General features: G+C 61.1%; 24 protein-coding genes and 3 pseudogenes. 15 read left to right on the top strand and 12 right to left on the bottom strand.

Features of this window, described 5'->3' with window-relative positions; all coding sequences use genetic code 11:
* On the top strand, nt 1–863 hold an 863-nt coding region (locus NKH59_RS27275), incomplete at its 5' end, for a DUF1236 domain-containing protein (protein WP_353023599.1).
* Between the two features lie 105 nt (nt 864–968).
* Here NKH59_RS27275 and NKH59_RS27270 read toward each other — a convergent pair.
* Complete coding sequence (locus tag NKH59_RS27270) at nt 969–1,211, bottom strand: polymerase (RefSeq protein WP_352686328.1); 243 nt, start codon at nt 1,209–1,211, stop codon at nt 969–971.
* 188 nt (nt 1,212–1,399) lie between these two features.
* Nucleotides 1,400–1,723 carry a DUF4142 domain-containing protein gene (locus NKH59_RS27265; protein WP_352541855.1) on the bottom strand — a complete coding sequence of 108 codons (324 nt, stop codon included), beginning with the start codon at nt 1,721–1,723 and terminating at the stop codon, nt 1,400–1,402.
* Here NKH59_RS27265 and NKH59_RS33580 point away from each other — a divergent pair.
* Nucleotides 1,672–1,879, top strand: a pseudogene (locus NKH59_RS33580) (hypothetical protein); the annotation flags it as partial. The gene NKH59_RS27265 and the pseudogene NKH59_RS33580 overlap by 52 nt on opposite strands.
* 70 nt (nt 1,880–1,949) lie before the next feature.
* Nucleotides 1,950–2,434, top strand: a pseudogene (locus tag NKH59_RS27260) (exopolysaccharide biosynthesis protein).
* 408 nt (nt 2,435–2,842) lie between these two features.
* On the opposite strand, the gene NKH59_RS27255 reads toward NKH59_RS27260, so the two are convergent.
* Nucleotides 2,843–3,310, bottom strand: a complete 468-nt coding sequence (locus tag NKH59_RS27255) for a hypothetical protein (protein ID WP_352474337.1) — start codon at nt 3,308–3,310, stop codon at nt 2,843–2,845.
* A 358-nt stretch (nt 3,311–3,668) separates the two neighbouring features.
* Between NKH59_RS27255 and NKH59_RS27250 the strand changes: the two genes are divergently transcribed.
* From NKH59_RS27250 to NKH59_RS27200, 11 genes and pseudogenes are all read left to right on the top strand, one after another.
* A complete protein-coding gene (locus NKH59_RS27250; protein ID WP_352541854.1) occupies nt 3,669–4,010 on the top strand; it encodes a hypothetical protein in 342 nt (113 codons plus the stop codon).
* A gap of 695 nt (nt 4,011–4,705) precedes the next feature.
* Nucleotides 4,706–5,098 carry a hypothetical protein gene (locus tag NKH59_RS27245; RefSeq protein ID WP_353016357.1) on the top strand — a complete coding sequence of 131 codons (393 nt, stop codon included), beginning with the start codon at nt 4,706–4,708 and terminating at the stop codon, nt 5,096–5,098.
* Between the two features lie 587 nt (nt 5,099–5,685).
* Nucleotides 5,686–6,383, top strand: a pseudogene (locus NKH59_RS27240) (ArdC family protein); the annotation flags it as partial.
* A 553-nt stretch (nt 6,384–6,936) separates the two neighbouring features.
* Nucleotides 6,937–7,848 (top strand): carbohydrate ABC transporter permease, encoded by a 912-nt coding sequence (locus NKH59_RS27235; protein ID WP_352474341.1) that lies wholly within the window; start codon nt 6,937–6,939, stop codon nt 7,846–7,848.
* Nucleotides 7,848–8,747, top strand: a complete 900-nt coding sequence (locus NKH59_RS27230; RefSeq protein ID WP_352503255.1) for a carbohydrate ABC transporter permease — start codon at nt 7,848–7,850, stop codon at nt 8,745–8,747. Before NKH59_RS27235 ends, NKH59_RS27230 begins: the two co-directional genes overlap by 1 nt.
* Before the next feature lie 47 nt (nt 8,748–8,794).
* On the top strand, nt 8,795–10,324 hold the full coding sequence (locus tag NKH59_RS27225) for an ABC transporter substrate-binding protein (RefSeq protein WP_352686320.1): 1,530 nt from the start codon (nt 8,795–8,797) through the stop codon (nt 10,322–10,324).
* Between the two features lie 65 nt (nt 10,325–10,389).
* Entirely contained in the window at nt 10,390–11,919 is a 1,530-nt protein-coding gene (locus tag NKH59_RS27220; protein WP_353023596.1) for a xylulokinase, read from the top strand.
* Nucleotides 11,912–13,237, top strand: a complete 1,326-nt coding sequence (locus NKH59_RS27215) for an iron-containing alcohol dehydrogenase (RefSeq protein ID WP_352541851.1) — start codon at nt 11,912–11,914, stop codon at nt 13,235–13,237. Before NKH59_RS27220 ends, NKH59_RS27215 begins: the two co-directional genes overlap by 8 nt.
* A 77-nt stretch (nt 13,238–13,314) precedes the next feature.
* Nucleotides 13,315–14,397, top strand: coding sequence for an ABC transporter ATP-binding protein (locus NKH59_RS27210; protein WP_353023594.1), 1,083 nt, complete (start codon nt 13,315–13,317; stop codon nt 14,395–14,397).
* The gene (locus tag NKH59_RS27205) at nt 14,398–15,453 is read left to right on the top strand and encodes a hypothetical protein (RefSeq protein ID WP_352541849.1); all 1,056 of its coding nucleotides are present in this window, start codon (nt 14,398–14,400) and stop codon (nt 15,451–15,453) included. It abuts the gene before it with no gap.
* Between the two features lie 97 nt (nt 15,454–15,550).
* Nucleotides 15,551–16,549 carry a sugar-binding transcriptional regulator gene (locus NKH59_RS27200; RefSeq protein WP_353023592.1) on the top strand — a complete coding sequence of 333 codons (999 nt, stop codon included), beginning with the start codon at nt 15,551–15,553 and terminating at the stop codon, nt 16,547–16,549.
* Between the two features lie 52 nt (nt 16,550–16,601).
* Here NKH59_RS27200 and NKH59_RS27195 read toward each other — a convergent pair whose 3' ends face one another.
* The 5 genes from NKH59_RS27195 to NKH59_RS27175 form a co-directional block, all read right to left on the bottom strand.
* Nucleotides 16,602–17,333, bottom strand: coding sequence for an ATP-binding cassette domain-containing protein (locus tag NKH59_RS27195; protein ID WP_254819755.1), 732 nt, complete (start codon nt 17,331–17,333; stop codon nt 16,602–16,604).
* 2 nt (nt 17,334–17,335) lie between these two features.
* The gene (locus NKH59_RS27190) at nt 17,336–18,316 is read right to left on the bottom strand and encodes an ABC transporter permease (protein WP_352503300.1); all 981 of its coding nucleotides are present in this window, start codon (nt 18,314–18,316) and stop codon (nt 17,336–17,338) included.
* A 195-nt stretch (nt 18,317–18,511) separates the two neighbouring features.
* The gene (locus NKH59_RS27185) at nt 18,512–19,495 is read right to left on the bottom strand and encodes a sugar ABC transporter substrate-binding protein (RefSeq protein ID WP_502895713.1); all 984 of its coding nucleotides are present in this window, start codon (nt 19,493–19,495) and stop codon (nt 18,512–18,514) included.
* A 39-nt stretch (nt 19,496–19,534) separates the two neighbouring features.
* Entirely contained in the window at nt 19,535–20,740 is a 1,206-nt protein-coding gene (locus NKH59_RS27180) for a mandelate racemase/muconate lactonizing enzyme family protein (protein WP_352541846.1), read from the bottom strand.
* A gap of 14 nt (nt 20,741–20,754) precedes the next feature.
* The gene (locus tag NKH59_RS27175; protein ID WP_352503247.1) at nt 20,755–21,474 is read right to left on the bottom strand and encodes a FadR/GntR family transcriptional regulator; all 720 of its coding nucleotides are present in this window, start codon (nt 21,472–21,474) and stop codon (nt 20,755–20,757) included.
* A gap of 366 nt (nt 21,475–21,840) precedes the next feature.
* Here NKH59_RS27175 and NKH59_RS27170 point away from each other — a divergent pair, with 366 nt between their 5' ends.
* On the top strand, nt 21,841–22,830 hold the full coding sequence (locus NKH59_RS27170) for a Tim44 domain-containing protein (protein ID WP_353023603.1): 990 nt from the start codon (nt 21,841–21,843) through the stop codon (nt 22,828–22,830).
* An 86-nt stretch (nt 22,831–22,916) separates the two neighbouring features.
* Here NKH59_RS27170 and NKH59_RS27165 read toward each other — a convergent pair whose 3' ends face one another.
* The 4 genes from NKH59_RS27165 to NKH59_RS27150 form a co-directional block, all read right to left on the bottom strand.
* Nucleotides 22,917–24,008 carry an AI-2E family transporter gene (locus tag NKH59_RS27165; protein WP_353023590.1) on the bottom strand — a complete coding sequence of 364 codons (1,092 nt, stop codon included), beginning with the start codon at nt 24,006–24,008 and terminating at the stop codon, nt 22,917–22,919.
* A gap of 225 nt (nt 24,009–24,233) precedes the next feature.
* A complete protein-coding gene (locus tag NKH59_RS27160; RefSeq protein ID WP_352541844.1) occupies nt 24,234–24,647 on the bottom strand; it encodes a type II toxin-antitoxin system VapC family toxin in 414 nt (137 codons plus the stop codon).
* A complete protein-coding gene (locus NKH59_RS27155; RefSeq protein WP_352455498.1) occupies nt 24,644–24,892 on the bottom strand; it encodes a plasmid stabilization protein in 249 nt (82 codons plus the stop codon). The genes NKH59_RS27160 and NKH59_RS27155 overlap by 4 nt, the downstream gene beginning before the upstream one ends.
* A gap of 423 nt (nt 24,893–25,315) precedes the next feature.
* On the bottom strand, nt 25,316–26,458 hold the full coding sequence (locus NKH59_RS27150; protein WP_353023588.1) for a Fic family protein: 1,143 nt from the start codon (nt 26,456–26,458) through the stop codon (nt 25,316–25,318).
* Nucleotides 26,459–26,612 lie beyond the last annotated feature (154 nt).

Raw genomic sequence — 26,612 nt, 5'->3', positions numbered from 1 at the left:
TGAAAGGCGTTCTGATCACCAGCATGTTAGCAATCAGCGTCAGCTGCGGGGCCGCACTTGCCCAGACGCAGCAGTCGACCGACGACCAGTCCGGCGCCAATTGTGCAGCCGGCACTGCCAATTGCCAGAACGGCGCCAAGATGGGCGAGCAGGCTCAGGGCAAGGCCGCCACCACCACTGATCAACAGGCGCAGGGCAAACCGAAGCTGAAGACCGGCGAGCAGGCACAGGGCAATGCTGGCGCTACGACTGACCAGCAAGCCCAAGGCAAGGCTGGCGCCACCACTGACCAGCAGGCCACGGGCAACACGAAGATGACGACCGAGGAGCAAGCCCAGGGCAAGGCTGGAACCACCACCACCGAGCAGGCTCAGGGCAGCTCCAAGATAAAGCCCAATCAGCAGGCTCAGGGCAAGGCTGGAACCACCACAACCACCGAGCAAGCTCAGGGCAAGGCTGGCGCCACGACTGAACAACAGGCCACGGGCAGCACCAAGATGAAGACCGACGAGCAGGCTCAGGGCAAGGCCGGGACCACGACCACCGAGCAGACCCAAGGCAATGCCTCGACGCAGACGCAGGACCAGAGTTCGACCGCTTCCATCAGCAATGTGACCGTTGAGCAGAAGACAGAGATCACTCAGGTCATCAAGGAGACGAACGTCCAACCCGTTTCCAATGTCGATTTCGACATCTCCGTCGGCGTCGAGGTTCCGCGAAAGAAGGTCCGGCTGCATCGTCTGCCGGCGCGCATCGTCAAGATCGTTCCGGCTTATGAAAATTACGAGTATTTCGTGCTCGCTGACGGCCGGATCGTCATCGTCGACCCGAATACCTACAAGATCGTGATTATCCTGACCTAGTCGTGGCCAGACGGTCTACCGTGGGTTGATTCACCAAAAAAGCCCGCCGCGCAGCTCGGGCGGCGGGCTTTTCCGTACCCAGCTCCAGCGTCTGCAAATCGCAAATCAAGGTCCGTCCTCGGGGCGAGGAGTGAGCACGGTATGATCGATGGTGTCGGGCAGGCAGGGACTGGGCAGGCAGCTTGTTCGGACTGACGCGGTGGTCATGGCATCGATATCCGTGACCAGCACCATTCTCGCGTAGTGCCGCGGCCACAGCGGCTCTCCAAACAGGACGAAGACGCCGCCAATCATCAGCGTCACCAACAAGAGTGCCGTTGCGTTTGCAAATATCTCGCCGTAGCGCATGGTAACCTGTCCTGGCCGGAAATCGATTCAGCCTGTGACAGCGGCAATCGGGACGGTGCCGAAACCCAGCTCTACTGCCCTTGGCGCCTCGCGAATGCCGCCTCCCGTTGGATCCTCTCGGGAATAAGCCAGGTGAATAACGGCACTCTCGGTACTTTGTTCCCGGGTCCCGACGACAGCCGCTCCCTTCATGCCGGACGTTTCCGTTTGCGAAGCCGCTGGCGGTCGTCGCCATTGATGCGCGGCAGCGAGATCCTTGACGTGACGTTCGTGCATCTGCAGCACTGGCAGCGTCTTTTTGGCAACTCCTTCATTTCAGCCGGATCGTCGCCGGAATTTGCGTAAGCGGAAAACAGCGCCACCGCTTCCTTATGCGCCTGGGTCTGCATGTCGATATATTTCGATTGGAAGCTGTCACCACTGGCCTCCTTGAGTTGGTCGGAGAGCGCGCGAAGCTTCCGTGGAGATCGTTCGCCAGTCTCAGAACTGCCTGACGTCTCAGGACCCGCCACTCATCGAGCGCGCCGCCGGCGACTACGGCTGGGCGGCGGTCCACCGCCATCAATATAGCGATTGGCCGTACCGCGCCGGCGGAGCTTCTGGATAGCCAGGACCCGCAATGCGCAGCCCTTGTCCGGGCTCTGAACAGAGCCGGCGAGGATGCGTGAGGACCGGCTGCGTGGGTGAGATGTCCGAGCCATCCCAGCGTTGACGCCGATCCCGGGGCCGTTCGGCACGGTGTTCGGCAGCGGGCTCGCGCTGGTCCCGCTCCAGATCGTCGCGGGCAGCCGGAGGGTCTGGTTGCCCGCCATCATCAGAGAGCGCCAGTTTTCGCCTGTGGCGTTCGGTCTTATGGTCCGTCATTCGGTGCCGATGATCAGCCGGGTGGAGAAAGTGGTGCGCACCGGTCAGCTGCAGATCCTGACGGGCCCGACGGTGCAGACCCGCTCGGCGTTCCGATCTTCCTGCTCGCTGTCGTTATCGCCCTGCTGATTCCCTTCGGCAATATCCTGCCGGTGCTCTCACTGGTAGTCTTGGCCGTCGCATTGATGGAATGCGACGGTCTCGTAACCCTGATTGGACTGCTGCTCGCTCGACGTCGTTTGTCGCGACTGCGGCTCTGCTTGTTGTTGTGGCATCAGCGGTCCCGACGTCCTAAGCGCGGGATTGCGAGATCACGGACGCGTCGTCAGGCATTGAGTCCGAGACCCGCCGCTCACTGACGGCCCAGGCCTGCTCTTCGACATTTTCATCTGCCTCAAGTCTGCGCCGCAACTCGCTTATCACGGGGTGCACTGGAGGTGCGAACCAAAGGATTGCTATGGAATTTAGAGAAGGACTTCCTCTGCGACCAGCTTCCGGTCGGGAGCTGGTAAACTTTTTGACCATCGGCCCTAAACAGAGGACCGTAACATCCCCATCTCCTCGGCTGCGCCGCGGTCGCGGTGAGGGATAGGCGCCCAGCCTGGTTCGGTTTCGCCGTTGCGGAGCCACGGAAACGGCAGATTCCCTCACGTTGGCGGTGCGGCGGTGGAACGGGGCGACCGAGAACCGCTGTTGCCGTTAAATCTCAGTCTTCGCTGCAGGCCAACGCGATCAACGTCCACACATATTTCTGAAAGTCTCAGGCTTTAGCAGCCTTCCGCCCGTAGCGATCGCACCATTCGCACGACGACGGGATCGTAGGCGATTTTTTCGGATCTGCTGTAGTTCATTATAAAGAGCGCCGCACCGTCATTGCAGACGGCAATGACGCGTACGTAGCGGATTTGCCCGTCCCTGATACCGGAATAACTGGCCCACGTCGGCTTAACGCGCCGATAGGTCACTTTCCAGCCCGCCTTTTCATCCTCGACAATTCGATGCTCTATTTCGGCGCGGAAACTGGCCTTTCCGAGCCTTGCGCCCCAAACAGCAAGAAAGGCCTCGTTTTTGCCCTGAAAAGCTGCTCCCTGGTCGGAACGCTGAGTTAAAACAAAGCCGGGGGGCGCATCGAATACAAAGCCAAACTGCTTAATGCCGAAGGGCTGCCACTCTTGCGCATAAAGAAGCGTGGTGGAAAATAACAACGAGACGAAGCTAAGCAGCAAGCGGAACATGGCGCTTAATTAGGGTCGAGTAATATACCGTCCATACCCTGCCGGAGTTTTTTGCCAAGCCGACCTAGCATCGGCAAGCTGGCTTAGTCGCAGACGCCGGCGGCGCCGCTCGACACGGCTGCTTAACCCGACTTGGCTCCAAACTCGTACTCGGGCGATCACCTTGGCCCGATGAGGCGCCGTTAGTGAGCTGCCGCTGGCCAGCGCCGCCGCACGCAATCGACGGCAAGATTTTGTGGCCGCAGTTGGTCGGCAATCCAAGGCTTACGAATCCTCGCGTCCAATCCCTGTGCAGATTCCCACTGGAACCAATGCGACCGGGTCCGGTTAACAATCGAAGGGGCCCCTCGGATCTTGAATGATGGTCGATCTTTTGAACATCGAGCTGCCTAAAGCCAGGCAGCGCGTGAAACGAGCGGAGCTGTCTCTCCAGCGTGCGACCGAAATGCTGGACAAAGACTGCGGCGTCGGCATTAACATCGCGCTGTGCGACAGGATTAGGTCTGCACAACGTCGACTGGCCGAGGCCAGAGAACGTCTGGTCAAGATAGATTCCACCTGCACGGACTGCGGTCTGACGCTGAACATCCGGCCGCTTGGCGGAGCATCGCAACAGCCGCAAATTTCCGCGCGATGCGCGATCAGGGCCACTGGTATTCCAGAGCTTCCATGCGTCCACAAACCGACGGTTGGAGCGTAAAGGACGAACTCGGCACCGAAATGTCAGGTCGTCCCCCGGTCGCTACCGGCAGCAACAAGGTGGTACCGGAAGTTGTTGCCGATGCGTCGTCGAAATAGCGACCCTGGCGGATGCGGCCCGGAACGCGGCAAAGGTCTCCGGCGGAACGCTGTCAAACTCGGTATGCCTTGGCGCTGGCTACAAACCAGACCGAGAGGATTCTTCTTTCCGGATCAGACCCCGTTTTGCGTATGGAGGTGGAGGGCATGACGGCAACTCGGGTCGAGACGGTCAACGAGCGGAGAGGCAGTCGCGTTCCTTGTCTCCGTCCCTCAGCAATCGGCGCAAACGCCGAACATGGAGCTGGCGCTCCTGCGAGGAAGCGGAAAGAGATCGGAGGGTCGTCTGCGGATGCTGCAGCCGCCCACGCGCCCGCTCAAGGCTTAGTTTCTTCCTGGGGAGGAGCTTGTGGGTCAGGACAATCAGGGACGACGGAGTGGTACGCTTCGTTGTGGCAGAACGACCGCTTGATCGCAGCCACCTGGAACAGCGTCGAAATCGCAATCATCACCAATATCATCTGTCTCGTGCTTGGTTCGGTCTCACCTTGATTGTCGCCGCGCACGCCGCGGCGCGTTGGAGGATGTCATTGGGATTCCTGTGTGAAAAGATCCGGGTAGGATTGCCGATTGGGCCTGTGCGCCCATAGTCACGGCATGAAGGCGGAGTATGTTGAACTGGTTTTGTTGGAGCAATCACTTGCCAATACAGGCGGTATGAATCGGGCGTTTTCCGACCGAGTGGATGACATCGCGGAGAAAACTGGCGGATCTGTCTTGTTCGACGTTCGCGTGGACGGCGATTCTCGCATTCAGAGGATGGCGGCGATTGGGTACGGCGCAAACGACACCGTGGTAGCAATCATGATGGATAAAAACGGACAACTTAGATCCGCGCCGGTGGACGCAGACAACGACTTTCTGGTGGCCGAACTAACCGTGTGGAGTTCGCTGCCGATGGCCGAGCAGGCCTCTGCCAACTACCACGGCGCGGCAGAGAGCTTGCTTGCGAAGCTTCGCAAATCGGGCCGTTTCGACCGGTCTACCTGATCTTTCTCAAAGTCGGATGGCGGTGGCGTGATGGCGAGACACACGGTAGCGCGTCGTGTGGGTCATGTCCCACGAGTCTGAATGTCTCACGAGTCTGAACCAAAAAGAATGTTTGATATCAAGCCCTTTACCGCGTCGGTGGCCCGCAAGGGCGAATTGGGACCTACAAGTTCAGCAATGATGGGCAAATTGTCCGCGTCGGTCTGAACGGGTCGACGGCACATGGACGATGCCGTCCGAATCGGTGACATAGCGCTCGCAGCGAGCCCGGATTGACCAGTTCGAGGTACGCGGGCTGATACGAGGCATCGATCACCCGCTGCAGGGTCAGATCGCTAGCGAGCGTCGCGCCGTACACGGTGGAGGCCAAGCCCGTGGCTGTGCCAAGCCCCCGTGGGCACGCTGGGGAAGCATGCCGTAGGGGCCGTCAATATAGGCGCTGCCGCGTGGCGCGCCGCTGCGATCGTGCCTGCTGGCAGGTATAGCTGCCTGCCGTCGCATAGGCCGTGGAGCCTGCATCGTCACCGTATCCAGCCATGCCGATCCTCACTTTGCAACATTCAGGTTCCGCCCACGTTGAGTTCGGCTCAGGCTGCGAGGAAAACACCTGGATGACCTACCGGCAGGCGCAGGACTTCGGTGGTCAAGCCCGTAAGGGCGAAAAAGGCACCCTCGTCGTCAAATATGGCACGTTCACGCCGAAGCATCACGACGATGACGAAGACCGCGCGATTCCATATCTGAAGGGCTACACCGTCTTCAATATTGAGCAGATCGAGAACATACCGGATCGCTTCTTCAGCCCCGCCGAGGAGCTCTCGGCAATCCGGCTCCGCACATCGAGGCCCTCGAGAGCTTCGTCCAGAACATCGGCGCAAGCGTCAGCTACGGTGGTGCCAAAGCTTGCTACCGGCCCAGCATCAACGACATCCTCATGCCTGACCGCGGGCGTTTCGACAGCGAGGTTCACCTTTACTCGACTTTGCTAGACGAGGTTTCGCATTGGTCCGGCGCAAAGCATCGCCTGGACCGCGATCTGACGGGCAGGTTCGGCAGTGAAGGCTACGCCGTGGAGGAGCTTGTTGCGGAGCTCGCGGCATCGTTCCTGTGTGCCGACCTGGGCGTGGCGCATGATCCACGCGACAACACAGCCGCCTATCTGGCGAGCTGGCTCGCCGTCCTTAAGAGTGACAAGAGAGCCATCATCACGGCCGCTGCGAAGGCGCAGGCCGCTGCCGAGTATCTCACAATGCTGCAGCCGGCCGTCGGACTGGAAGCCGCGTAATGAGATGGGGTGTCCGGAGGCCGGCGGTGGACTTCGGCGCCATCATAGCAATCGATCCTTCATCGTTCCACCTGGCGCCATTTGGTTGTCCGCGGACAACCACTGCTCTGTCTGAGGTGTTCTCCTGCATTCCCTGTGAGTTGTCCGCGGACAACTAAGCTCGAAACGGCATCAGGGTTAAGCATTTGTAAATTCGTAACGAAAAGGGTCTTATTGTAACTGCGCAGTTTATCGCATCTTAGCGCTAATTGCGCAGTTCGAGGGCCAAGGATGTTGCAGCCAAAATTGGCGGCGGCCCTGAGCGCGTTTGAGGCTGGTGCACGGCATTTGCCGGCGGCGTTTCCTCCAAAACAACTCCATACTCGGCGATCACGCATCCTCTGGGACCACGAGCAAATCCCTTGAGCCTGACTGAACCGACACTTGACAAATCGGCGGCCCTCCGACACGTTCTTAACAAAAGGCACAACAAACTTACAAAAGTTCAAGTTGGCACAATCTGGCCGATAGGGAGAAGGCCGATGCGTCTGTGTGACCGAGCGGAGATTTGCGCGTGAGCACGGTGACCGTGACCCGCGAAGCGCCCAGATGGGCCCTTCCCCGGTTCATGACGGCCGAGCATCCTTTCCCCTGGCTCGCGCCGATCACGGTGATGCTTCTCGTTTTCGGCATCTATCCCCTCGCCTATTCGGTCTGGCTGTCGCTTCACAAACGCAATGTCGTTTCCCGTCAGCTCGACTTCGCCGGGCTCCACCAATGGACGCGCGCCTTCTCGGATGCGCGTATGTGGCATTCGCTGGAAACCACGCTGATCTACACCTTCGTCGCGCTTGCGGTTCAGCTTGCGCTCGGCATCCTCATCGCGCTTCTGCTTGACACCGATCGCAAAGGTTACGGCGTGCTGCGGGCGCTGATGACACTGCCGCTGGTGGTGCCGCCTGCGGTGACCGGAATGATGTTCCTGCTGATGCAGGACGGCTCTTTCGGCGTCCTGTCGTTCTACCTCTATGCCCTCGACCTGATCTCGCCGGCACAGCCGATCCTGACGCAGCCCGGAACCGCATTGGCGGCGATCCTGCTGGCGGACATATGGCAATGGACGCCGTTCATGGTGCTCATCATCCTGGCAGGGCTCAGGGCGCTGCCGAAGGAACCTTTCGAGGCAGCCGCGATCGACGGTGCCAACGGCATCCAGACGTTCTTGCGGCTCACATTGCCGATGCTGCGCAAGGTGATAGCGGTCGCGGTGCTGATCCGCGGCGTCGATCTCTTTCGCATCTACGACTACGTCTACATCATCACCGCCGGCGGGCCAGGCACGGCCACCGAGACGCTTTCGTTCTACGCTGGCCGTATCTACTTCACCGGAGACTTCCCCTATGCCGCGACCCTGTCGCTGATCGTGCTCGTCGTCTTGATCGTCGTGTCGAATCTCTTCGTCAGGCTGTTCAAGGTGAGGTTCTGATGGAGTCGTCGCGCGCCCAAACGATCGCCCGCGACGTGCTCGCCGTCCTGGTGGTGGCGATCTTCATGTTCCCCATCGCGTGGTGGGCGCTGTCGTCTATCAAACCCTATTCGGCGATCTTCGACCGCAGCGGACCGGTCTACGTCGGTTTCACACCGACGCCGGACAATTACCGCGTGACGTTGCTTGGCGTCTCACGCGTCGACATCGGCATGGAACAGGGCGGCGAGGCGGCCGGGGTGATCAAGGGTGGCGCCAGTTCATACGATTCCCGCCAGTCGTTGCTCGACAGCGCCATCATAGCCGTCGGATCTACGGCGCTGACGCTGCTGCTGGCCACCCTGGCCGCCTATTGCCTGTCGCGAATGCAGTTCAGCGGCCAGCAGTCCTTCCTGTTCTGGATTCTTTCGCAGCGCTTCATGCCGCCAATCGCGATCGTCATTCCAATCGTTTTCATGTTCCGCGATCTCGGCTTGCGCGATACCTATACGGGCCTCGTCCTCGTTCACAGTTTGATCAACCTGCCGCTGGCGGTTCTGCTTTTGAAGTCGTTCTTCGACGATGTTCCGCGCGAGGTTGATGAGGCGGCGCTTATTGACGGCGCGACGCGCTGGCAGACGTTCCGACGCGTGGTCCTTCCCATGGTCAAGGGCGGCATCGCTGCGACGGCCGTGCTGTGTTTCATCTTTTCGTGGACCGAGTTCCTGCTCTCACTGTTCCTGACAACGTCGATCCGCACTGTGCCGGTGAAGATCTCGACCTTTGTCACCTCGACCGCGACCGAGTGGGGCTACATCACAGCGCTCGGCACGTCCGCGATCATACCCAGCTTCATCTTTATCCTGCTGGTTCAACGGCATCTGGTCCGCGGCCTCACCCTCGGATCGCTGAAGGAGTGAGGCGCTGACGAGAAGAACGACGACAAAAACGCAATGGAGGAACGATCATGAGCTTCAGTGAACACGACAAGAAGACATTCGTAGCCGATACCTGCAATGACTTTACGGCGCGCCGGATAACCAAACGCGACTTCATGAGGAAGATGGCGCTCGCCGGTGTCGGCTTTTCCGCCTTCGGATCGGCCATGCTAGGTGGTGGCCGCACCAGTCGGGGGATGCTGGGCCTCGGGGTTGAAGAAGCCCGCGCCCAGGACGCCGATATGCTGAAGTGGCTGGCCGACGTCGGCAAACCATATGTCGGCACCAAAATCCGCTACACGTCGGAAGCGACGCCGCCAACGATTGTTGCCAACCAGCTTGTCGCGGGTGAATTCACCAAGGCAACCGGCATTGAGGTGGAAGTCGAGATCGTGCCGCTGGAGCAGGTTCTCGCCAAGGCGACGCAAGACGTACAGGGCCAGCTTGGCACCTATGACGTCTACTATCTCGACCAGTCCTGGATGGCGACGTTTGCCCAGGATGTCGTCGATCCGCGCGAGTATTACGACCAGAACAAAGAACTGGCGATGCCGAACTTCGACTGGGACGATTTCTCCAAGCCGCTGGTCGACGGCATCGCCATGTACAACGGCAAACAGTGCGGAATTCCATTCGATATTCCGATCTTCATCCTGATGTACCGCAAGGATCTTTTCGACAAACACAACATTGCCCTGCCGACAGACCTCGACGCCTACCTCAAGGCCGTCCAGGCGCTTACAGAGGCAGAAAAGAGCAACGGCATCTTCGGCACCGCGTGCCAGGCGAAGTCCGGCCACTATTCGCTGGAATGCGACTGGACCTTCGCATTGTGGGGCCATGGCGGTTCTGTCTTCAACAAGGACAAGAAGTTTGTCGGCAATGACGAGCGCGGCGTGGCCGGGCTCAAATTCTATCAGGAGCTGGTCAAGAACTCGCCGCCGTCGGCGACGACTTGGACCTGGGACGGCCAAGGACAGGCCCTGACACAGGGACAAGCCGCCATGGCAATCACCTGGGGCGAGGATTTCCCCGGCTTCGATGCCAAGGATTCCAAGGTCAAAGGCCTGTTCGAGGCCCTGCCCGCGCCCAAGGAAGTTCCTGGTCGTCGCGCCGCTGCCGATTGCGGCTTCAACGAAATCCCGGCCGTCGGCCACCAGGGCGGCTCGACGATCTCGCTGTCGCAATATTCCAAGAACAAGGAAGCGGCATGGCTGTTCATGCAGTGGGTCTGCTCGAAGGATGTCATGGCGCGGGTATCGACGCTCGGCGGCGGCGCCTCGCCGATGCGCAATTCCTCTTTTACAGATCCTCGGGTCAAGGCGAAGGCTGTTGTCGGCCCCGGAACGACACGCCATTTCGACGCGATCAAATACACGATCGACAATCAGATGGGATCTGAGCCGGACATGCCGATCTGGGCGGATCTGTCGAACAACGACATTCCGGTTGAGCTCGGCAAGTTGCTTACGGGCCAAGACTATGGCGGCGATGCCAAGGCGTGCCTCGATGCCATTGCCGGCATTGTCGACGGCAAAGTCAAGGACGCCGGTCTTTAGCGGTTAGTCGGTGATTTGGGCGAAGGCGGCTTCGGCCGCCCTCGCCGTTTGGCAACGTGGCGGCAATGGTTCCTGATCTCGTCATCGGCATTGATTCCTCGACCTCGGCAACCAAGGCGATCGCCTGGGACCGCAATGGTCTGGCCGTGGCCGAAGGTCGTGCACCGCTTGCAATGTCCAACCCGCGTTCGGGCTATTTCGAGCAGGATCCGGCCGAGTGGTGGACCTCGACGGTCGCAGCGCTGCGCCCCGTGACGTCAACGGTTTCGCCGGCACGCATTGCCGCCCTCGCGATTGCCAACCAGCGCGAGAGCTTCGGACTTTTCGACGAGCAAGGCGAAGCGGTCGGGCCGGCGACGCTCTGGCTCGATGAGCGCGCCCGTGGCAAAGCACGCCGCTTCGGCGAGAGTTTCGGCGCGGCACGCGTCCACGCAATATCCGGCAAGCCGCTGGACGTCATTCCTTGCCTTTACCGCATGATCTGGTTCCGCGAGCAAGAGCCCGAGATTTTTGCCCGCGTGGAGCGGATGGCCGAAGTCCACGGCTATCTGGTCTTTCGCTTGAGCGGCCGGTGGGTGACGTCCACCGCATCCGCCGACCCGATGGGCATACTCGATATGCGGGCTATGGACTGGTCGAACGATATACTGGAGGCAGCGGGCGTCGCCCGGCGCATGATGCCGGATCTGGCGCGGCCCGGCACCGTTCTGGGCCAACTGACGTCGCAAGCGGCCATTTCGACGGGCCTGCGCGAGGGCACGCCGATCGTCGCCGGCGGCGGCGACGGTCAATGCGCCGGCACGGGCGCTGGTGTGTTGCAGCGGCGATGCGCTTACATCAACCTCGGCACGGCGGTCGTCTCCGGCAGCTTCGGCACGGACTACGTCCACGACCAGGCCTTCCGCACCGAAACGGCGGTCGCCGATAATGGCTACATCTACGAGACGTGCCTTCGCGCCGGCACTTTTCTTGTCGACTGGATGGCGCGCGAAATGCTTGGCGTCGATCTGCATGGCGCAAGCGATGCGCTGGAGGCGCTCGAGGCCGAAGCCGCTGCCAGCCCGATCGGCGCAGGCGGCATAATGCTCCTGCCCTACTGGCAGGGCGTCATGGACCCGCACTGGGATAGTGCGGCCCGTGGTGTGATTGCCGGGCTTTCGGGCTCGAGCCGCCGCGGCGACATCTATCGCGCCGTGCTCGAAGGCATAGCGCTGCATCAGGCCGCGACAAGTCAGCGGGCGGCTGCGGCTGCCGCCCAGACCATCGACCAGTTCATAGCCATCGGCGGAGGAGCGAAGTCCGACCTGTGGATGCAGATTCTGGCGGATGCACTCGATCGTCCAATAAAGCGTTCGACGACCGTCGAAGCCTCCTCGCTAGGCGCGGCGATGGCGGCGGCAAAGGGGGTGGGCTGGTTTTCCACGATCGCCGAAGCGTCGCTCGCAATGGCCAGCGAGCCGGCCAAAACCTTCGAACCGGACACGAAACGGGCCGCGCTCTACGCCGAACTTCTTGCGATCCATGCTGATCTTTGGCCAACGCTTGCAGCCTGGAACCAACGCCTCGCGGCCTTCATGGAGGCCGATCATGGCTGAAGCGACCAACTGGAGCGCGTTGATCGAGGACGTTGTCGCTGGACGCTGGACAGATCCCAAGACAGGCGCGGCCGCGGTCCTGCCGTTCCAGACCATCGAATTGCTGGAGACGACGGAAGGCCGCGAGGCGGATCTCGTTGCGCCGCTGAAGCTAGGCAGCCGCATCGCCGTGGTCTCCGATATCAACACCGTCGATGTGATGGGCAGGCGCGTCGCGAAGGCGCTGCGTGCCATCGCCGACATCGACGAAATCGTGCTGCCTGACGGCCTCGACTGTGATGAGGCGACGATCCAGATGGTCAGGGAGAAGACACGTCACGCCGAAGGGGTCGTGGCCGTCGGGTCGGGCGTCCTCAATGACAGCTGCAAGCATGCAACCTTCCTCGACGAGCGACCCTATGCCGTCTTCGGCACGGCCGCCTCGATGAATGGCTACGGCGCCTCGACAGCGTCGGTGACCTTGGCCTCCGGGCTCAAGATCTCGCTGCCTTCACACGCGCCCCGGGGCATCTTCCTGGACCTTGGCGTGTCGGCCGCAGCGCCCGCCTGGCTCAGCGCCGCCGGGCTTGGCGACAGCCTCTGCCGCTCCACGGCCCAGATCGACTGGTGGGCTTCGCATCGGCTGTTCGACACTTACTATTCCGAGGTGCCCTACCTGCTGCAGGCGGGCGATGAGGAGCCGATGCTGGCCCATGCGCCTGGCCTTGCCAGGCATGACGTCACCGCTGTCGGGCATCTCCAGCGCGTCTTGACGCTGTGCTCGATGGGCGTGTGCTTTGCCGGCGTTTCCCATCCCGGGTCCATGGGAGAGCACCAGATTTCCCATTGGGTCGACATGTTCGCGGGAGAGCGTCATCCCGGCACCACGCACGGCCAGCAGGTCGGGGTTGCCTCGCTGGTCATGGCGCGTCTGCAAGCGCGGCTGCTGGACATGAAAGAGCCGCCGCAGGTGAAGCCGACCGCCATCGACGAAGCGGCGATGCTGGCCCGCTATGGCGCGCAGCTTGGACCACTTTGCATTGCCGAGATGAAGAAGACGGCACTCGACGCCAGCCAGTCGGAAATCTTCAACCGCAGGCTTGCGGAAATCTGGCCGGCGCTGCGCCAGGAGGTTCGGCCCATGGCAATGCCGGTCGCCCGCATGGAGGCAGCACTCAAGGCTGCGGGAGGGCCGGTCACCGGCGCGGAACTAGAGCTGCCGCGCGCGCTTTGGCACGACGCCATTCGCTATTCGCGAGAAATCCGCGGCCGATGGTCCTTTGTCAACCTGGCCGCCGATGCGGGACTCTTGGAAGAGTTTCTGGAGAGCGAATGGTGAGAGCGCATCCGATCGCCAATCGCTCGCATGGCGAAAATGAGATCCAACCGGCAAGGGCAATCGAAGGGTAGCAATTTATGGCGTCTGTCACCATCAGCAACATAAAGAAGGACTATGGCGCCCTCTCGATTATCGACGGACTCGATCTCTCGATCGAGGATGGCCAGTTCGTCGTTCTGCTGGGGCCGTCCGGCTGCGGCAAGTCCACTCTGTTGCGCATGATAGCCGGTCTCGAGCCCATCACGTCCGGTGAGATCGCCATAGGTGACAGGGTCGTCAACATGCTCCATCCCAAAGACCGCAATATCGCGATGGTCTTCCAGAATTACGCGCTTTACGCGCACATGACCGTCTTCGACAACATGGCCTTTTCCATGCAGTTGAAGAAGCGCCCCAACGAAGAAATCAAACAGAAGGTCGGGTGGGCGGCATCGATCCTCAACCTGACACCCTATCTGGAACGGTATCCCCGCCAGCTTTCGGGCGGCCAGCGGCAGCGCGTCGCCATGGGTCGCGCCATCGTGCGGGACCCAACTGTGTTCCTGTTCGACGAACCGCTGTCCAATCTCGATGCCAAGCTGCGGGTGCAGATGCGCACCGAAATCAAGGAGCTCCACCAGCGGCTGAAGACCACCACCGTCTATGTCACGCATGACCAGATCGAGGCCATGACCATGGCCGATGTCGTCGTCATTATGCGCGACGGCCATATCGAGCAGATCGGGCGCCCGCTCGATGTCTACGATCGCCCGGCAAACCTCTTCGTCGCCTCCTTCATCGGCTCGCCCGCAATGAACATGTTCCATGGCGAGGTGGCTTCCGAGCGCGACGCCTGGGTGGTGCGGACCGACGAGCTATCCCTCCCGCTCCCGCCAGGGGCTGCGGTCCGGCCCGGCCAAAAGGTGATCTACGGCATTCGCCCCGAACATCTTCGACCAGTGGCCGACGGGCGCGGCATTCCAGCGAGGATTACGGTTGTCGAGCCGACTGGCCCCGAAATCCACATCTTTGCCAGCATGGGCAACACCGCGATCTGCTCGGTGCTGCATGACCGCATGGAGGTCTCTCCTGGAGCTGTGATCCATGTGGAGCCGGCGCCTGAGCGAATCCACCTGTTCGACGAAGGCAGCGGCGAGCGGCTGGACAAGGGAAGAAGCTGAATGGCGCGGATCGTTATCCTCGGCGCCGGCGTCATGGGCTCTGCCATGACGCTTCCGGCCGCTCACGCTGGTAACCGCATCACTCTTGTCGGGACCCATCTCGATGAGGAGATCGTCGGCTCCGTGGCCAGCACAAGTCATCACCCACGCCTCAACATCAATCTGCCTGATGTGGTAACCGCCTGTTCCTGGACCGAATTCGGGGCGGCGATGAACGATGGACCCGATCTGCTTGTACTCGGCGTCTCGTCGGCCGGCATTCCTTGGGCGATCGACCGCATTGCAGAAAGCATCAAGTCGCCCGTGCCGATACTGATGATTACGAAAGGGCTTGCGGCAAGCGACGAAGGCGTGGAAATCCTGCCACATCTGCTTGCCCGCGAGATCGAGCAACGCACTGGCTTGTCGGTCCCGGTGATGGCCGTCGGCGGACCGTGCATTGCCGGCGAACTGGCGGCGCAGCGCGACACCTCAGTGATCGTGGCCGGGCATGATCCCGACCAGGTGGCCGCGGCGTCCCGCATTCTGCGCGCGCCTTTCTATCATGCGCGATCGTCATCCGATCTCGTCGGCGTCGAGATCTGCGCCGCTTTCAAGAATTTCTACACACTCGCCGTTGGAGCTCCCGTCGGGCTGCTCGAGCGCGACGGCAAGGCGCCCAATGGCGCACTGATGCACAATCTTGCCTCGTCGCTATTCTCGCAGTCCCTCGCCGAGATGGCGATTCTGGTCGAAGCCCTGGGTGGAAAGGTCGAAACAGTGCTGGGGCTGGCCGGCTCCGGCGATCTTTACGTGACCTGCCAGGCGGGCCGTAACGGTCGCATGGGGCGCCTGCTCGGCCGCGGCCTGCCCTATTCCGTGGCGAAGCGCGAACATATGAGTTCAGACACGGTCGAGGGCGCGCAACTGGCGCTGGACCTTGGTCCGACTTTGAAGAATATGATGGCCCGGGGTGTACTTCCCCACGATCGCCTGCCGCTGACGAGCGCCATCATCGACGCAATTTGCCATGATGCTCCGCTGGTTTTGTCCTTCGACCGCTATCATCGAGGCTAGCGGAGCCGGGAAACTCGATTGATGCCTCATATCGATGAGCACATGGCTCCGCCGAGCCGCTCTGGACCCGCTGCCGCGGAGTGGACAGGATGATCTGATGGAGAAACCAGCGCGAAAGAAACGCGACGGCCGCCAAGCCGTAACGAGTTCCGTCACGGCCGATCGCGAGGAAGGGCTGCTCGTGCGCGCCGCCTGGCTTGCTTATGTCGGTGACCTGACGCAGGCGCAAATCGCCAAGTCTCTTGGCCTGACCCGCCTTCGCGTCAACCGGATGCTGGCGCATGCCCGTCAGCGCGGGATCGTTCAGATTCGCATCAATTCCAAGGTGGCGAACTGCATCGAGCTGGAGCACCGGCTGCGGGACGCCTATGGCGTTTCCGACCCAATCGTGGTTCCGACACCGCCCGATCATACCCTGGTGCCACAGGTGATCGCAGCCGCTGCCGGTGAAGCCCTGTCGCATAGAATCCGTGACGGGATATCGGTGGGCGTGGGATGGGGACGCACGCTCCAGCTTAGTCTGCGCTCAGTGACCGTGCGCCCCGTCAAAGGCATGTCGGTCGTTTCCCTGCTTGGCGGGCTCACGCGTGGATCGGCGATCAACATCTATGAAATCGCCTCGCGGCTCGCGGCGCTCTTCGACGCGGAATGCTACTACATCGCGGCACCGGTGTTCACGGATACGGAGGCCACGCGCGATCTGCTTATGCGCCAGTCCATTCTGGAAGACGCCTTCACCCACGCCCGCGACGTTGACGCCGCTTTCGTTTCGGTGGGCGCGGTGCACAAAGACGCCACCATCTTTCGGATCGGACTGGTAGGAGACAATGATCTCAGATCGCTCCAAAAAGCCGGAGCCGTCGGCGATATCTGCGGTCACTGGATCGGCGCCGACGGACAACTCGTCGATCACCCGCTAAACAGCCGTGTCATCGGCCTCGCCCCCGAACATCTGCGCGACGTCGACACTGTGATCCTGCCCTCCGGCGGCCTCGACAAGGTTCCGGTGCTGCGCGCCGTGTTGCGTCTGGGAGTCGTCGATGTGCTGATCACCGACGAGAAAACCGCCGAGGCGATCCTTGCGGAAAAGCCGTAGCGCAGACTGACCTCTACCAGCCGAACGGCTCGCCAGTGACCGCTTCTTCGCGTCACAGAACCTCGTGGATTTCCTCGATCGAAGTCTCGCCGATCCGTTTGTCGAGAACGATCTCGCCGCGCGCCATCGCCACGACCCGGTCACAGCATTCGAAAACATGATGCATGTTGTGGCTGATGAAGACGCTGGTGATGTTCTGGGCCTTGAGGGCGCGAACGAAGCCGATCACCTTTCGCGTCTCCTTGACCGAGAGATGATTGGTCGGCTCGTCGAGGATCATGACTTTCGACTTGAAGTGCATGGCCCGGGCGATCGCCACGCCTTGGCGCTGGCCGCCCGACAGTTCGCCGACCAGCGCGTCGGGCGACCTCAGATGCAGATCGACGTCGGCGATCGCTTTGACGCTTTCGTCACGCATGCGCTTCTGGTCCAGGATGCCGATGCCGAAAACCGAGCCCTTCACCGGTTCGCGTCCGATGAAAACGTTGCGTGCGATGGTCATGGTCGGGACCATCGAATTGTACTGGTAGATCGTCTCGATACCGCGATCCATGGCGTCGCGCGGGTTCGAGAAGCGGACCGGTTCACCTTCGATCCTGATCTCGCCGCCATCGGGCTTTTGGGTGCCTGACAGGATGTTGATCAGCGTCGATTTGCCGGCGCCGTTATCGCCGACAAGGCCCAGCGCCTCGTCTGGATAAATGTCCAGAGTGACGTTCTTCAAGGCGTGGACGCCGGAATACCATTTCTGGAGCCCCTTGATCGCGATGATGGGTGCCGCCATGATCAGGTCTCCACCTTCATTGCCCTGCCCCGCTTTCGAAGCCAGGCGTTCACGACGACCGCGAAGATAGTCAGGAAGCCGATTGCCATCTTGAACCAGTTGGCGTCAACCTGGCTCAGCACCAGTCCGTTGTCGATGACGCGGATCAGGGCAGCCCCGATGATGCCGCCGAAGATAGTGCCAATGCCGCCAGTCAGCGAGGCGCCACCGATGACGGCAGCCGACACGGCTTGCAACTCCAGCCCCTCGCCGATCGAAGGCAGCGGCGCGCCAAGCCGCATCACCTGAATGGTGCCGGCAAAGCCGGCGAGCACCGAACAGATCATGAAGCAGGCGACCTTCACCCGGGCCGTCGGGATGCCCATCGATTGCGCGGCGGGCAGAAAGCCGCCGGTGGCGCGCACCCAGTTGCCGAAATTCGTGCGCGACAGAAGCACCGTCACCAGGATTGCCACGGCGAGAAACCAGAAGAACGACATGCGAAAGAGGTCGCCCGGCCCCACATAGATCGTAAACAGCCATTTCGGCAGAGCGTTGGCTGGGATGACAGGAGGGAAGCCACCGGAGATTACCACCGTCAGCGAACGCGCGATGAACAGCATGCCAAGCGTGGTGATGAAGCTTGGTATCGCGAAACGAATCGTTATGAACCCGTTGAAGAAGCCAATCAGGGCGGCGATCGCGAGCCCGGCGGCAAAGGCCGGCGCGAACGGCACGCCTGCCGCCAGCATCACCGCCATGGTCATCGGGGTCAGCGCAAATACCGAGCCTACCGAAAGATCAAACTCGCCGCATATCATCAGCAGGGTCACGCCGATCGCGACCAGCCCCATTTCAGGCAGCAGCCCAAGCATTCCGCGCACGTTCTGTGTGTTCAGAAATACGCCGTTCGAGCGAATCTGAAAGACGAGGAGAAGGAGGAGCAGGAACACGACCGCCGCAAGCTCAGGCTTCTCCAGATAAATCTTCATCAAGCGCTTCATCATTCGCTCCGGCTTGGGATTGTTTGCGCTGGCTTGTCGCATCGGCAAGGGGATGGCGGCAGTTTGTCGGCTACCGCCCCTGACATGGGAGATGCCGTTGGAGGATGGGACGGAGCCGACGCCCAAAGCCGTGCTGCCTGGCCCTCCCCTTGCCCCCTCCGCGTAAAGAACGAGGAGAGGACGCTGGCTTCGCGCCTACCGCACGCCTTGTGCGGCCAGTTCCTTGAGCTTCGGCACGTCTTCCTTGACGATGATGCCCTTGCCGGTGTCGATGTCTGCCGGCAGCAGACCGACGTTCTTGGCGAGATAGGCTTCCATCACCGGCATGAAGCCCTGCATGTAGGGCTGCTGGTCGACCTGAACCTGGATGTAACCCGCTTCCATCTGTTGCAGGACTTCCGAGACGATGTCGAAGCCGCCCATCAGCACCTTGCCCGGCTCGATCCCGCGATCGATCAGGACCTGGGCCACGTAGGCATGCCAAAGGCCGGTGTCGAAATACACCGTGGTGTCCGGGTGGGCAGAGAGATAGGCGCCAACACGATCGGCGACGACGGCGCCATCTGTGCCGGTGTCGAGCCGTTCAATGACCACTTCGCGTCCGGCATTCGCCGCCTTGTATTCCTCAAGGAACTTCATGACGCCGGCAGCGCGCTGTTCCGACCAGTTCTGACCGGGCGCGGAGACGCCGACGAGCGCCCTGATCTTGCCTTCCTTGGGGAAGAACTCGGACATCTTCTTGCCGAGTTCGTAGCCGGCGGGAATGAAGCCCTGGCCGATGAAGGCCTGGCGGGCATTGCCGGCTGCACCCTCGGTGTCGTCGACGTTGGACGCGATGACCGTGACGCCGGCAGCGCGGGCGTCGGCGATGATCTGGTCGAAGGCATTGTTGTCGACGATCGAGGTGATCAGCGCGTCCGGTTTTGCCGCGAGTGCCGCCTGCATGTTGGCCGACTGTTGCTCGATCGAACCTTCGGTCTGCGTGAAGACCATCTGGCAATTGGCCTGGATCTTGGCGCAGGCGTCGTCAAAGCCCTTCTTCACCGCCTGCCAGAACGGGTTCGACGCCGACGAATGATGCGTGAAGACGATGTTCATCGGCTCCTGTGCGCGTGAGCCGATTGCCGAGCCTCCAGCCAGTACTGCTGCCAAGGCTGCCGAGATAAGTAGCTTCTTCATGGTTCTCCTCCTCCGTAGAAAGCTGCTTCAGGTTCATTTTCAGAGAGTAGATGCCTCGCTCACCCGTCGAAGCGCCGTGAAGGCGCGATCGATCTCCGGGTTCAGTTCCATGCCGAGGCCCGGTCCGGGAGGCACGGTGATCATGCCGTTCTTCACCTGCGGCAAAGCGGTCACAAGGTCGCGGTACCAGGTCTTGTAAAAGGCCCTGACACTCTCCTGGACAAGCGCGTTCGGCGCATTCAGCGACAGGTGGGTCGATGCGCCGAGCACCACTGGACCTGTGCAGTCGTGTGGCGCGACCGGCAGGTGCCATGCTTCAGCCATGGCAGCGATCTTGCGCGCCTCCGAGAGCCCGCCGCACCAGCTGATATCAAGCATGATGACACCGGCCGCTCCGGTTTCGAGAAGGTCGCGGAAGGCCCACCGGGAACCGAGCGTTTCCGAAGCCGATATCGGCGCCAGCGAAGCCTCGGCATAGCGTTTCAGGCTGGACAGGCTGTCCATCCTGATTGGATCTTCGTGCCAGAAGGTCTTGTGGGGGGCAAGCTCGCGAGCGATCTGCATGGCCGGCAGCAGCTGCCACATTGAATGGAATTCAACCATGATGTCCATCTTGTCGCCGACCGCATTGCGGATTTTCTCGAACGGCGCCAGCGCGGAATTCAAGTCGGGCTGCGATATATACTGGCCGCGCGTTTTCTCGGCGGCCATGTCGAAGGGCCAGATCTTCATGGCCGTGATGCCTTCCTCCAACAACGAATGCGCCAGTTCGTCGGCGCGGTGAAGGAAGCCGTTCAGATCATCATAGGCGTCGCCAGGCTTATCGAGCCCGTAGTTGGCCGTCGTCTGCCCGGTGGCCTTCTTGATGTATTCGGTTCCGGCACAGGTGTTGTAGGTCCTGATCTCGTGCCTGGTGAACCCGCCGAGGAGTTGTGCGATCGGCTGACCCGTCGCCTTTCCGAACAGATCCCAAAGCGCGATGTCGAAAGCGGAATTGCCCCTGACTTCCGCGCCCGTCGATCGGAAACCGAGATAGCCGACGAGGTCGGCGGCAAGCAGGTCGATCTGCAAGGGGTCGCGCCCGATCACGCACGGCGCGACATATTCGTGCAGATAGGTCTCGACGGTTTCAGCCATGAAAAAGGTCTCGCCGAGTCCGACGAGGCCTTCGTCCGTGTGAACCAGGACCCACAGAAGGTTCGGCCGCTCCTTGAGCCGCAGCGTTTCCAGTTTCGTGATCTTCATTGCGCCCCTGCTCCTCAGGCGATGCCGGCCGCCAGCAGGGCCTTGACGCTCTCGTCAAAATGCCTCGCCATCAGGTCACGCGCCGACTGGGGATCACCGGTCTCGATTGCTTCGGCGAGGTCGATATGGATCTGGATCATCGCCAACTGCTCGGCATCCGAAGGGCGGGTCCGCCAGCCGATCGGCCAGGTCTGGCGCGATACGCGCTCGAACGCGCCGACGATGAGGCTGAAAACCGGATTCTTCGCAGCCTTGGCGATTTCGAGGTGAAAGGCGAGATCGTGCTCCATGACCTGTTCCGGCCGCTGGAAATTCTCGAGCATGGCGAGCGCGTGCGTCCTGATCCTTTCCACTTCGTCGGCTGTTCTGCGCAAGGCCGCCAGCATGGCGGTGCGGGTCTCAATCGTGCGGCGCACGTCATAGATTTGCTGCACCGTGATCTGCTCGGTGTGGACGCCATGCTCGATCACCAGTGACATCGCGCCATAATCCAGCTCGGCGACGGTAGCCCGTCTGCCCGCCCTCAGGTCGATAAGCCGCATGGCGGCGAGCGAGCTGAAGGCCTCGCGAACCACGGTACGCGAGACGCTCAATTGTCTCGAAAGCGCGGCCTCGCTGGGCAGCCGGTCGCCGGGCCCGAGCTCATGCGCGCGGATATGGCGCGTGATCTCGCCGATCGTATTGCTGACCAGGCTCGCTGCGTCGGAATGTTTTGCGGATACGGCCGTGCTCACGCAATCTCCCGTTCAGGAGTGGGCAAACCTGTATGGCAGGTTTTCCAGATATGTTGATAGTACATAGGAAAGCTGTAAGTCAATCGAGTCTTCGCCGGGAGACCTCGGCATCATCGCCGGGGACATCGATGACCAGAGGCTTGCATGAGCGATGCTGTTGACGCGACCGATGCCGGTCGGCCGGGTGCGGGAGCCTGCGTGGTCGAACAGCGATCATCGCGCTTGGGTAGGGCAGACATTCTCGTCGTGAACACCGGCGGGCGGCCGACCATGCCGCCCGAAAATATCTCGACGGACGATTCACTGCTATTTCGATCGACGCACCCCATATGAGCGGAAAGAGTGTCACTTGAGGACTTGCCTATGCTGATTTCGCGTTGGGGACGGTTTGCAGTTTTGTTTGTGGGGTTGTTCCTGGCATTTTCCATGGTCGCTGTGGATCACGCCGATGCGCGCCGTGGCGGCAGCTTCGGCAGTCGCGGCATGCGCACTTTCCAGCCGGTCCCGCCGACCAGAGTTGCGCCGCAACCGGCCGCACCGGTCGAGCGCTCGATGACGCCCAATGCGGCCACGAACAATGCGGCCCGTCAGCCGCAGGCATTCCAGCGCCCGGGCTTCTTCAACGGCCTCGGCGGATCGATGATACGTGGGCTGCTTCTCGGCGGTTTGATCGGCGTTCTTCTGGGTCATGGGTTCGGCGGCTTGGCCGGCATGTTGGGTCTTTTGCTCCAAGTACTGCTGTTCGGCGGCGCGATCATGCTGGCGATCCGCTTTTTCCGCTCGCAGGCGGCGCAAAACCCGGCACCCGCTATGGCCGGTGCCTCGCGAGGCACCGGGACCTTTGGGCGAAGCGCTGCAGCCCGGCCTGACCCGAGCAACACCGCAGCGTTCCCCATTCCAGGCATTGGGTCAGGATATGGCGGAACGAACCAAGACAATGCTTCCGATGAGATCACACTCACCCAAACCGACCTCGACACGTTCCAGCAACGGCTGACGGAAGTTCAGGAGGCATTCGGGCGCGAAGATCATGCTGCATTGCGCCGGTTGGTGACATCCGAGATGGTGTCCTATCTGTCCGAGGAACTTGCCGACAATGCCAAAAAGGGCGTCAGGAACGACGTGTCGGACGTCAGCCTGCTGGAGGCCGATATTGCGGAAAGTTGGCGGGAGGGTGATCGCGACTACGCGACGGCTGCTTTGCGCTATGAGTCTCGCGACGTGACCCGCGACCGCATCAGCGGCAAGGTCGTTGAGGGCGGGGCCGATCAGCCGACGGAGACGGTCGAACTGTGGACCTTTACGCGGCAGAACGGCGGTGACTGGAAGCTTGCCGCAATACAGCAGGCTGGCTGATGTGCTTGCCTTCGTTGAGATCTCTGCCCAGAGGTTGTTCAGGTTTCGCGCTACCACTCGAAAACCAGCGCCCTTTTCGCGCTTGATCAATCCGTCACGGACTGATGCGGTAGCTCACCAGCGCGCGCCGGCGTCGGCCGGTCGGTCAATCGAGTCTTTAGCACGTCGATGAGGCTGATTGTGATGGCGATCACCGCAGGTCCGAGGACAAGGCCGGATGCTCCGAACAAGACGATGCCGCCGACCGCGCCGATAAAGGCCACCACCGTGTGGAGGCGCAACCGATTCCCGACAAGCATCGGATAGAGCAGATTGTCGATGCCGCCGACGATGACGCCGCCCCAGACGGTCAATATCGCTGCGCTGGCCCAAGCTCCCTCCAGTGCGAGATAGACCGCTGCGGGCACCCAGATCACAAACGCCCCGAGCACGGGCACGATGGCAAGAAGTCCCATGACAAGGCCCCAAAAGACTGGCGTCGGCAGGCCGAGCCACCAGAACATCAGGCCACCCAATGTTCCCTGGACGGCGGCGACGAACACGGTGCCGAGCAGTGTTGCATGGACGGTCTCCGCAAAGCGAGACAAGATGTAGGCTGTCTCCGGAGCGCGCAGGGGCGAAAGGCCCGCGACGGCTTGCAGGCCATGTTGGCGGTCGCGCAGAAAATAGAACAGAAGATAAAATGTCAGGCCGAACATCGCGACTTGATAGATGGAGCCACGCAATAGCGATGTGCTTTGTCCCGTCAGCCATTGCACGAATGCGGCGACTGAGCCGGCCGGATCGAATTGGTTCTCGATCCATTGGGCAATGGCCGAAAGCGTGGGATAGCCAGACATGAAGCCGACTGCGTCCCAACCGCGGTTGACCTCCTCCAGATAAGTCGCTCCGTTTACCGCCTCGCGAACGAGCTGTTGTGCGACGAGCGCCAGCGGCAGGCCGACGGCGATCGCCGCGACGCTTACCGATATCAGCGCTGCCAGGTTTCGATTTCCGACCCGTCTCTCAACCCACCGGTGAGCCGGAGACAGAATAATTGCCAGGACGAGCGCCCAGGTCAATGCCGGCAAAAAAGGCCATGCCAGCAGATAACAGACATATAGACCGATCGCCGTCGCTGCCAGGACGCCGAGCAATTTCAATTGTTTCACATCCGGCATCTGTTTCAGATCGGGCATCTCTCGCCGTCTCGCAAGCCCAGCGAGCCTAATGGTTTTCCCGAAGAAAAGGCAGGTCGGTTGCCGTACTCGGTCAGGCTGCCGCTGAGGCGCTTCGAGTGACCTTCAGGGGATTTTGACGACATGCAAATTGACCTGATATCGCTCGCCTGCGCTTTGACGGCCTTTCAGCCCGTCTTTGACAGGCAGATGGGGCTTGAACAAAAGCGACGACAGGAAAATGCTTCAGAACTCCCACGGAGATGTCAGAACGAGTCCTGCCGTCTCGAAGTCAGTCAGATTGCGCGTGGCGAGGCGGCCCCCGTTTACTCGAGCGATCGCCGCGATCATGCCATCGGGTGCCGACATGCCGCGTCCCTGGCGAGCAGCAGCACCCATAATTTCCCCATAAACCAGCGCAGCCTCTTCTGTCAGACCGAAGATGCGGTCTGCGAAACGCCGGCGCCAGTCCGACAACCCTTGCTCCAGCCGTTCGGCACGTTGATCCGGTCTTATCTTCTGGATGCCGAACGCGATCTCGGCAATCGTCACGGTTGGAAGCGCGAGTTCGGCATCGTATCGGATCAGCCAGGCAATGACCGCCTCGTCTGGGGTCTTTTTCAACGTTTCGGAAACGACGTTCGTATCGACAAAGATCAAAGCTCGACGCCTCGATTCGGCCGGCGACTCTCACGGATCACCGCCTCAAGGTCGATGTCTGTGCCGGATTGCGCTGAAAGCCGCGGGTAGAAGGCAGAAGCAGGCTCACGACCGGCCTCGCGGACCTCGTAAGATTCGAGGGCGCGCTCGACCACCTCCGCAATCGAGCGGTTTTCACGACGGGCAAGCCGGTGTGCAAGATCACGCGCCTTGGCGCTGCGGACTGAGAGTTGTGGCTCGGCCATATCGGACTCCTTGGCACCCATTGTATAGGCTCATTTCGCCTGCTAGCAAGATGGCATCTGATGGCTTGATGTCAAAACCGATGTTGCAGCGAGTTGCGGCTGCGCAGAAATAGGAGATAAAATGTCAGGCCCAGCGTCGGTTGCCGTACGGGTTGTGGTGCTGTCAGGATGGCGAAACCAGAAGGCGTTGGGTGCCTAGGCAAAGCCAAAGCGCGATTCAGGGGTTTTGCAGCCTATCAAACCGCTCGCTGGGGCTTCAATGGCGGCTATCAAGGCGGAAAGTTCGTCAATGACTGGCCCTAACGGCTTGCGACCGAACCCGATGGACCAGTGCCGAGCGACAAACGGCATAGACGCATTCTCCGAACCAATCGAGCGGGCCAATCATGCTTTGGGCGCGCGCTGTCGGCTCGCGCTCCTGTTTCAACGATGTCGCCGAGGCGCGCGATCCGGCCCATCATCCAATCCTGCCAGCGAATAGCTCGTGCTTCGCCCACCGGCTTCATCTCTCACGAGTATCCCTTGCGCCAGGAGATCATTGATATCGCGCAAGGCCGTGTCAGGTGAGGTGTTGGTCAGCACTGCCCATTTCGAGGAGGTGAGCTTGCCTTCGAAGCCGTCCAGGAGCCGATTGACGACTGTGCGCTGGCGTTCGCTTAGAGGTCGTTGGACCATCTCCTCCCAAAAACGGGCCTTTCGCAGCACATTGGCCAAAATCTCCTCGGCCCCGCTGAAGGCGCGCTCGAGGCAGCTTAGAAACCATTGCAGCCAAGGGGTGATGTCGAGACTGCCCTTCTGCGTCCGTTGGAGGATCGCGTAGTAGTCCTTCCGCTCCGCCCGGATTTGCGCGGACATGCTATAGAACCGCTGAGCGCTGCCCTCCGATCGCGCCAACATCATGTCGGCGATCGCGCGGGCGATACGGCCGTTGCCATCCTCGAAGGGATGGATGGTGACGAACCATAGATGGGCGACCCCCGCCTTCAGAACGGGATCAAGCGGCGCGTAACCGTTGAACCAGTCGATGAACGAGGCCATTTCAAGCTCAAGCCGGGCCGCTGCTGGAGCTTCATAGTGGACTTTCTCCCGACCGATGGGACCTGAGACGACCTGCATCGGACCAGAGGCTTCATGCCGCCACGCACCGACGATAATCTTCGTCATGCCGCTGCGACCCGTCGGAAACAGGGCCGCATGCCAGGCGAACAACCGCTCATCCGTAAGTAGCGCCTGATAGTTCTGAGTTGCGTCGAGCATCATCTCGACCACGCCCTCGACATCGCGGTCGACCGGCGCCAGTGCGCCAATATTCATGCCCAGTCGGCGGGCGATGGACGACCGCACCTGTTCCTTGTCGAGAATTTCACCCTCAATTTCGCTGGATTTGAGAACGTCCTCCGTTAGGGTCTGAAGCATCGCCTCGGCACGCAATTCGAAGCCTAGCGCCTCCATCCGCCCCAGCAGCCGGCCCTGCCGATGGCGCACCGTCGCCAGTTGATCGGCAAGGTCCTGGCTGCGCCACTCGAACTGCGGCCAGTTTTCAAGCTCGTAGATATAGGTCGCCATATTCTCCGCACTTTTTGCGTCGAATATGGGCCTCAATCGTCGTATATGCAAGATCATTTGCCGCAATTTATGCGGTGAATAGACGGCTTATTATTCCTCTTGTCGGCTTCTTCTCTCAAAGACCTCCCATTTTGACGCTATATCTCCTCAGGTT

The sequence above is a fragment of the Mesorhizobium sp. M0998 genome (assembly GCF_040318885.1).
Taxonomy (GTDB): domain Bacteria; phylum Pseudomonadota; class Alphaproteobacteria; order Rhizobiales; family Rhizobiaceae; genus Mesorhizobium.
Note: the sequence above shows the minus strand (reverse complement) of the source record. Positions and strands in the feature narration are given on the sequence as shown.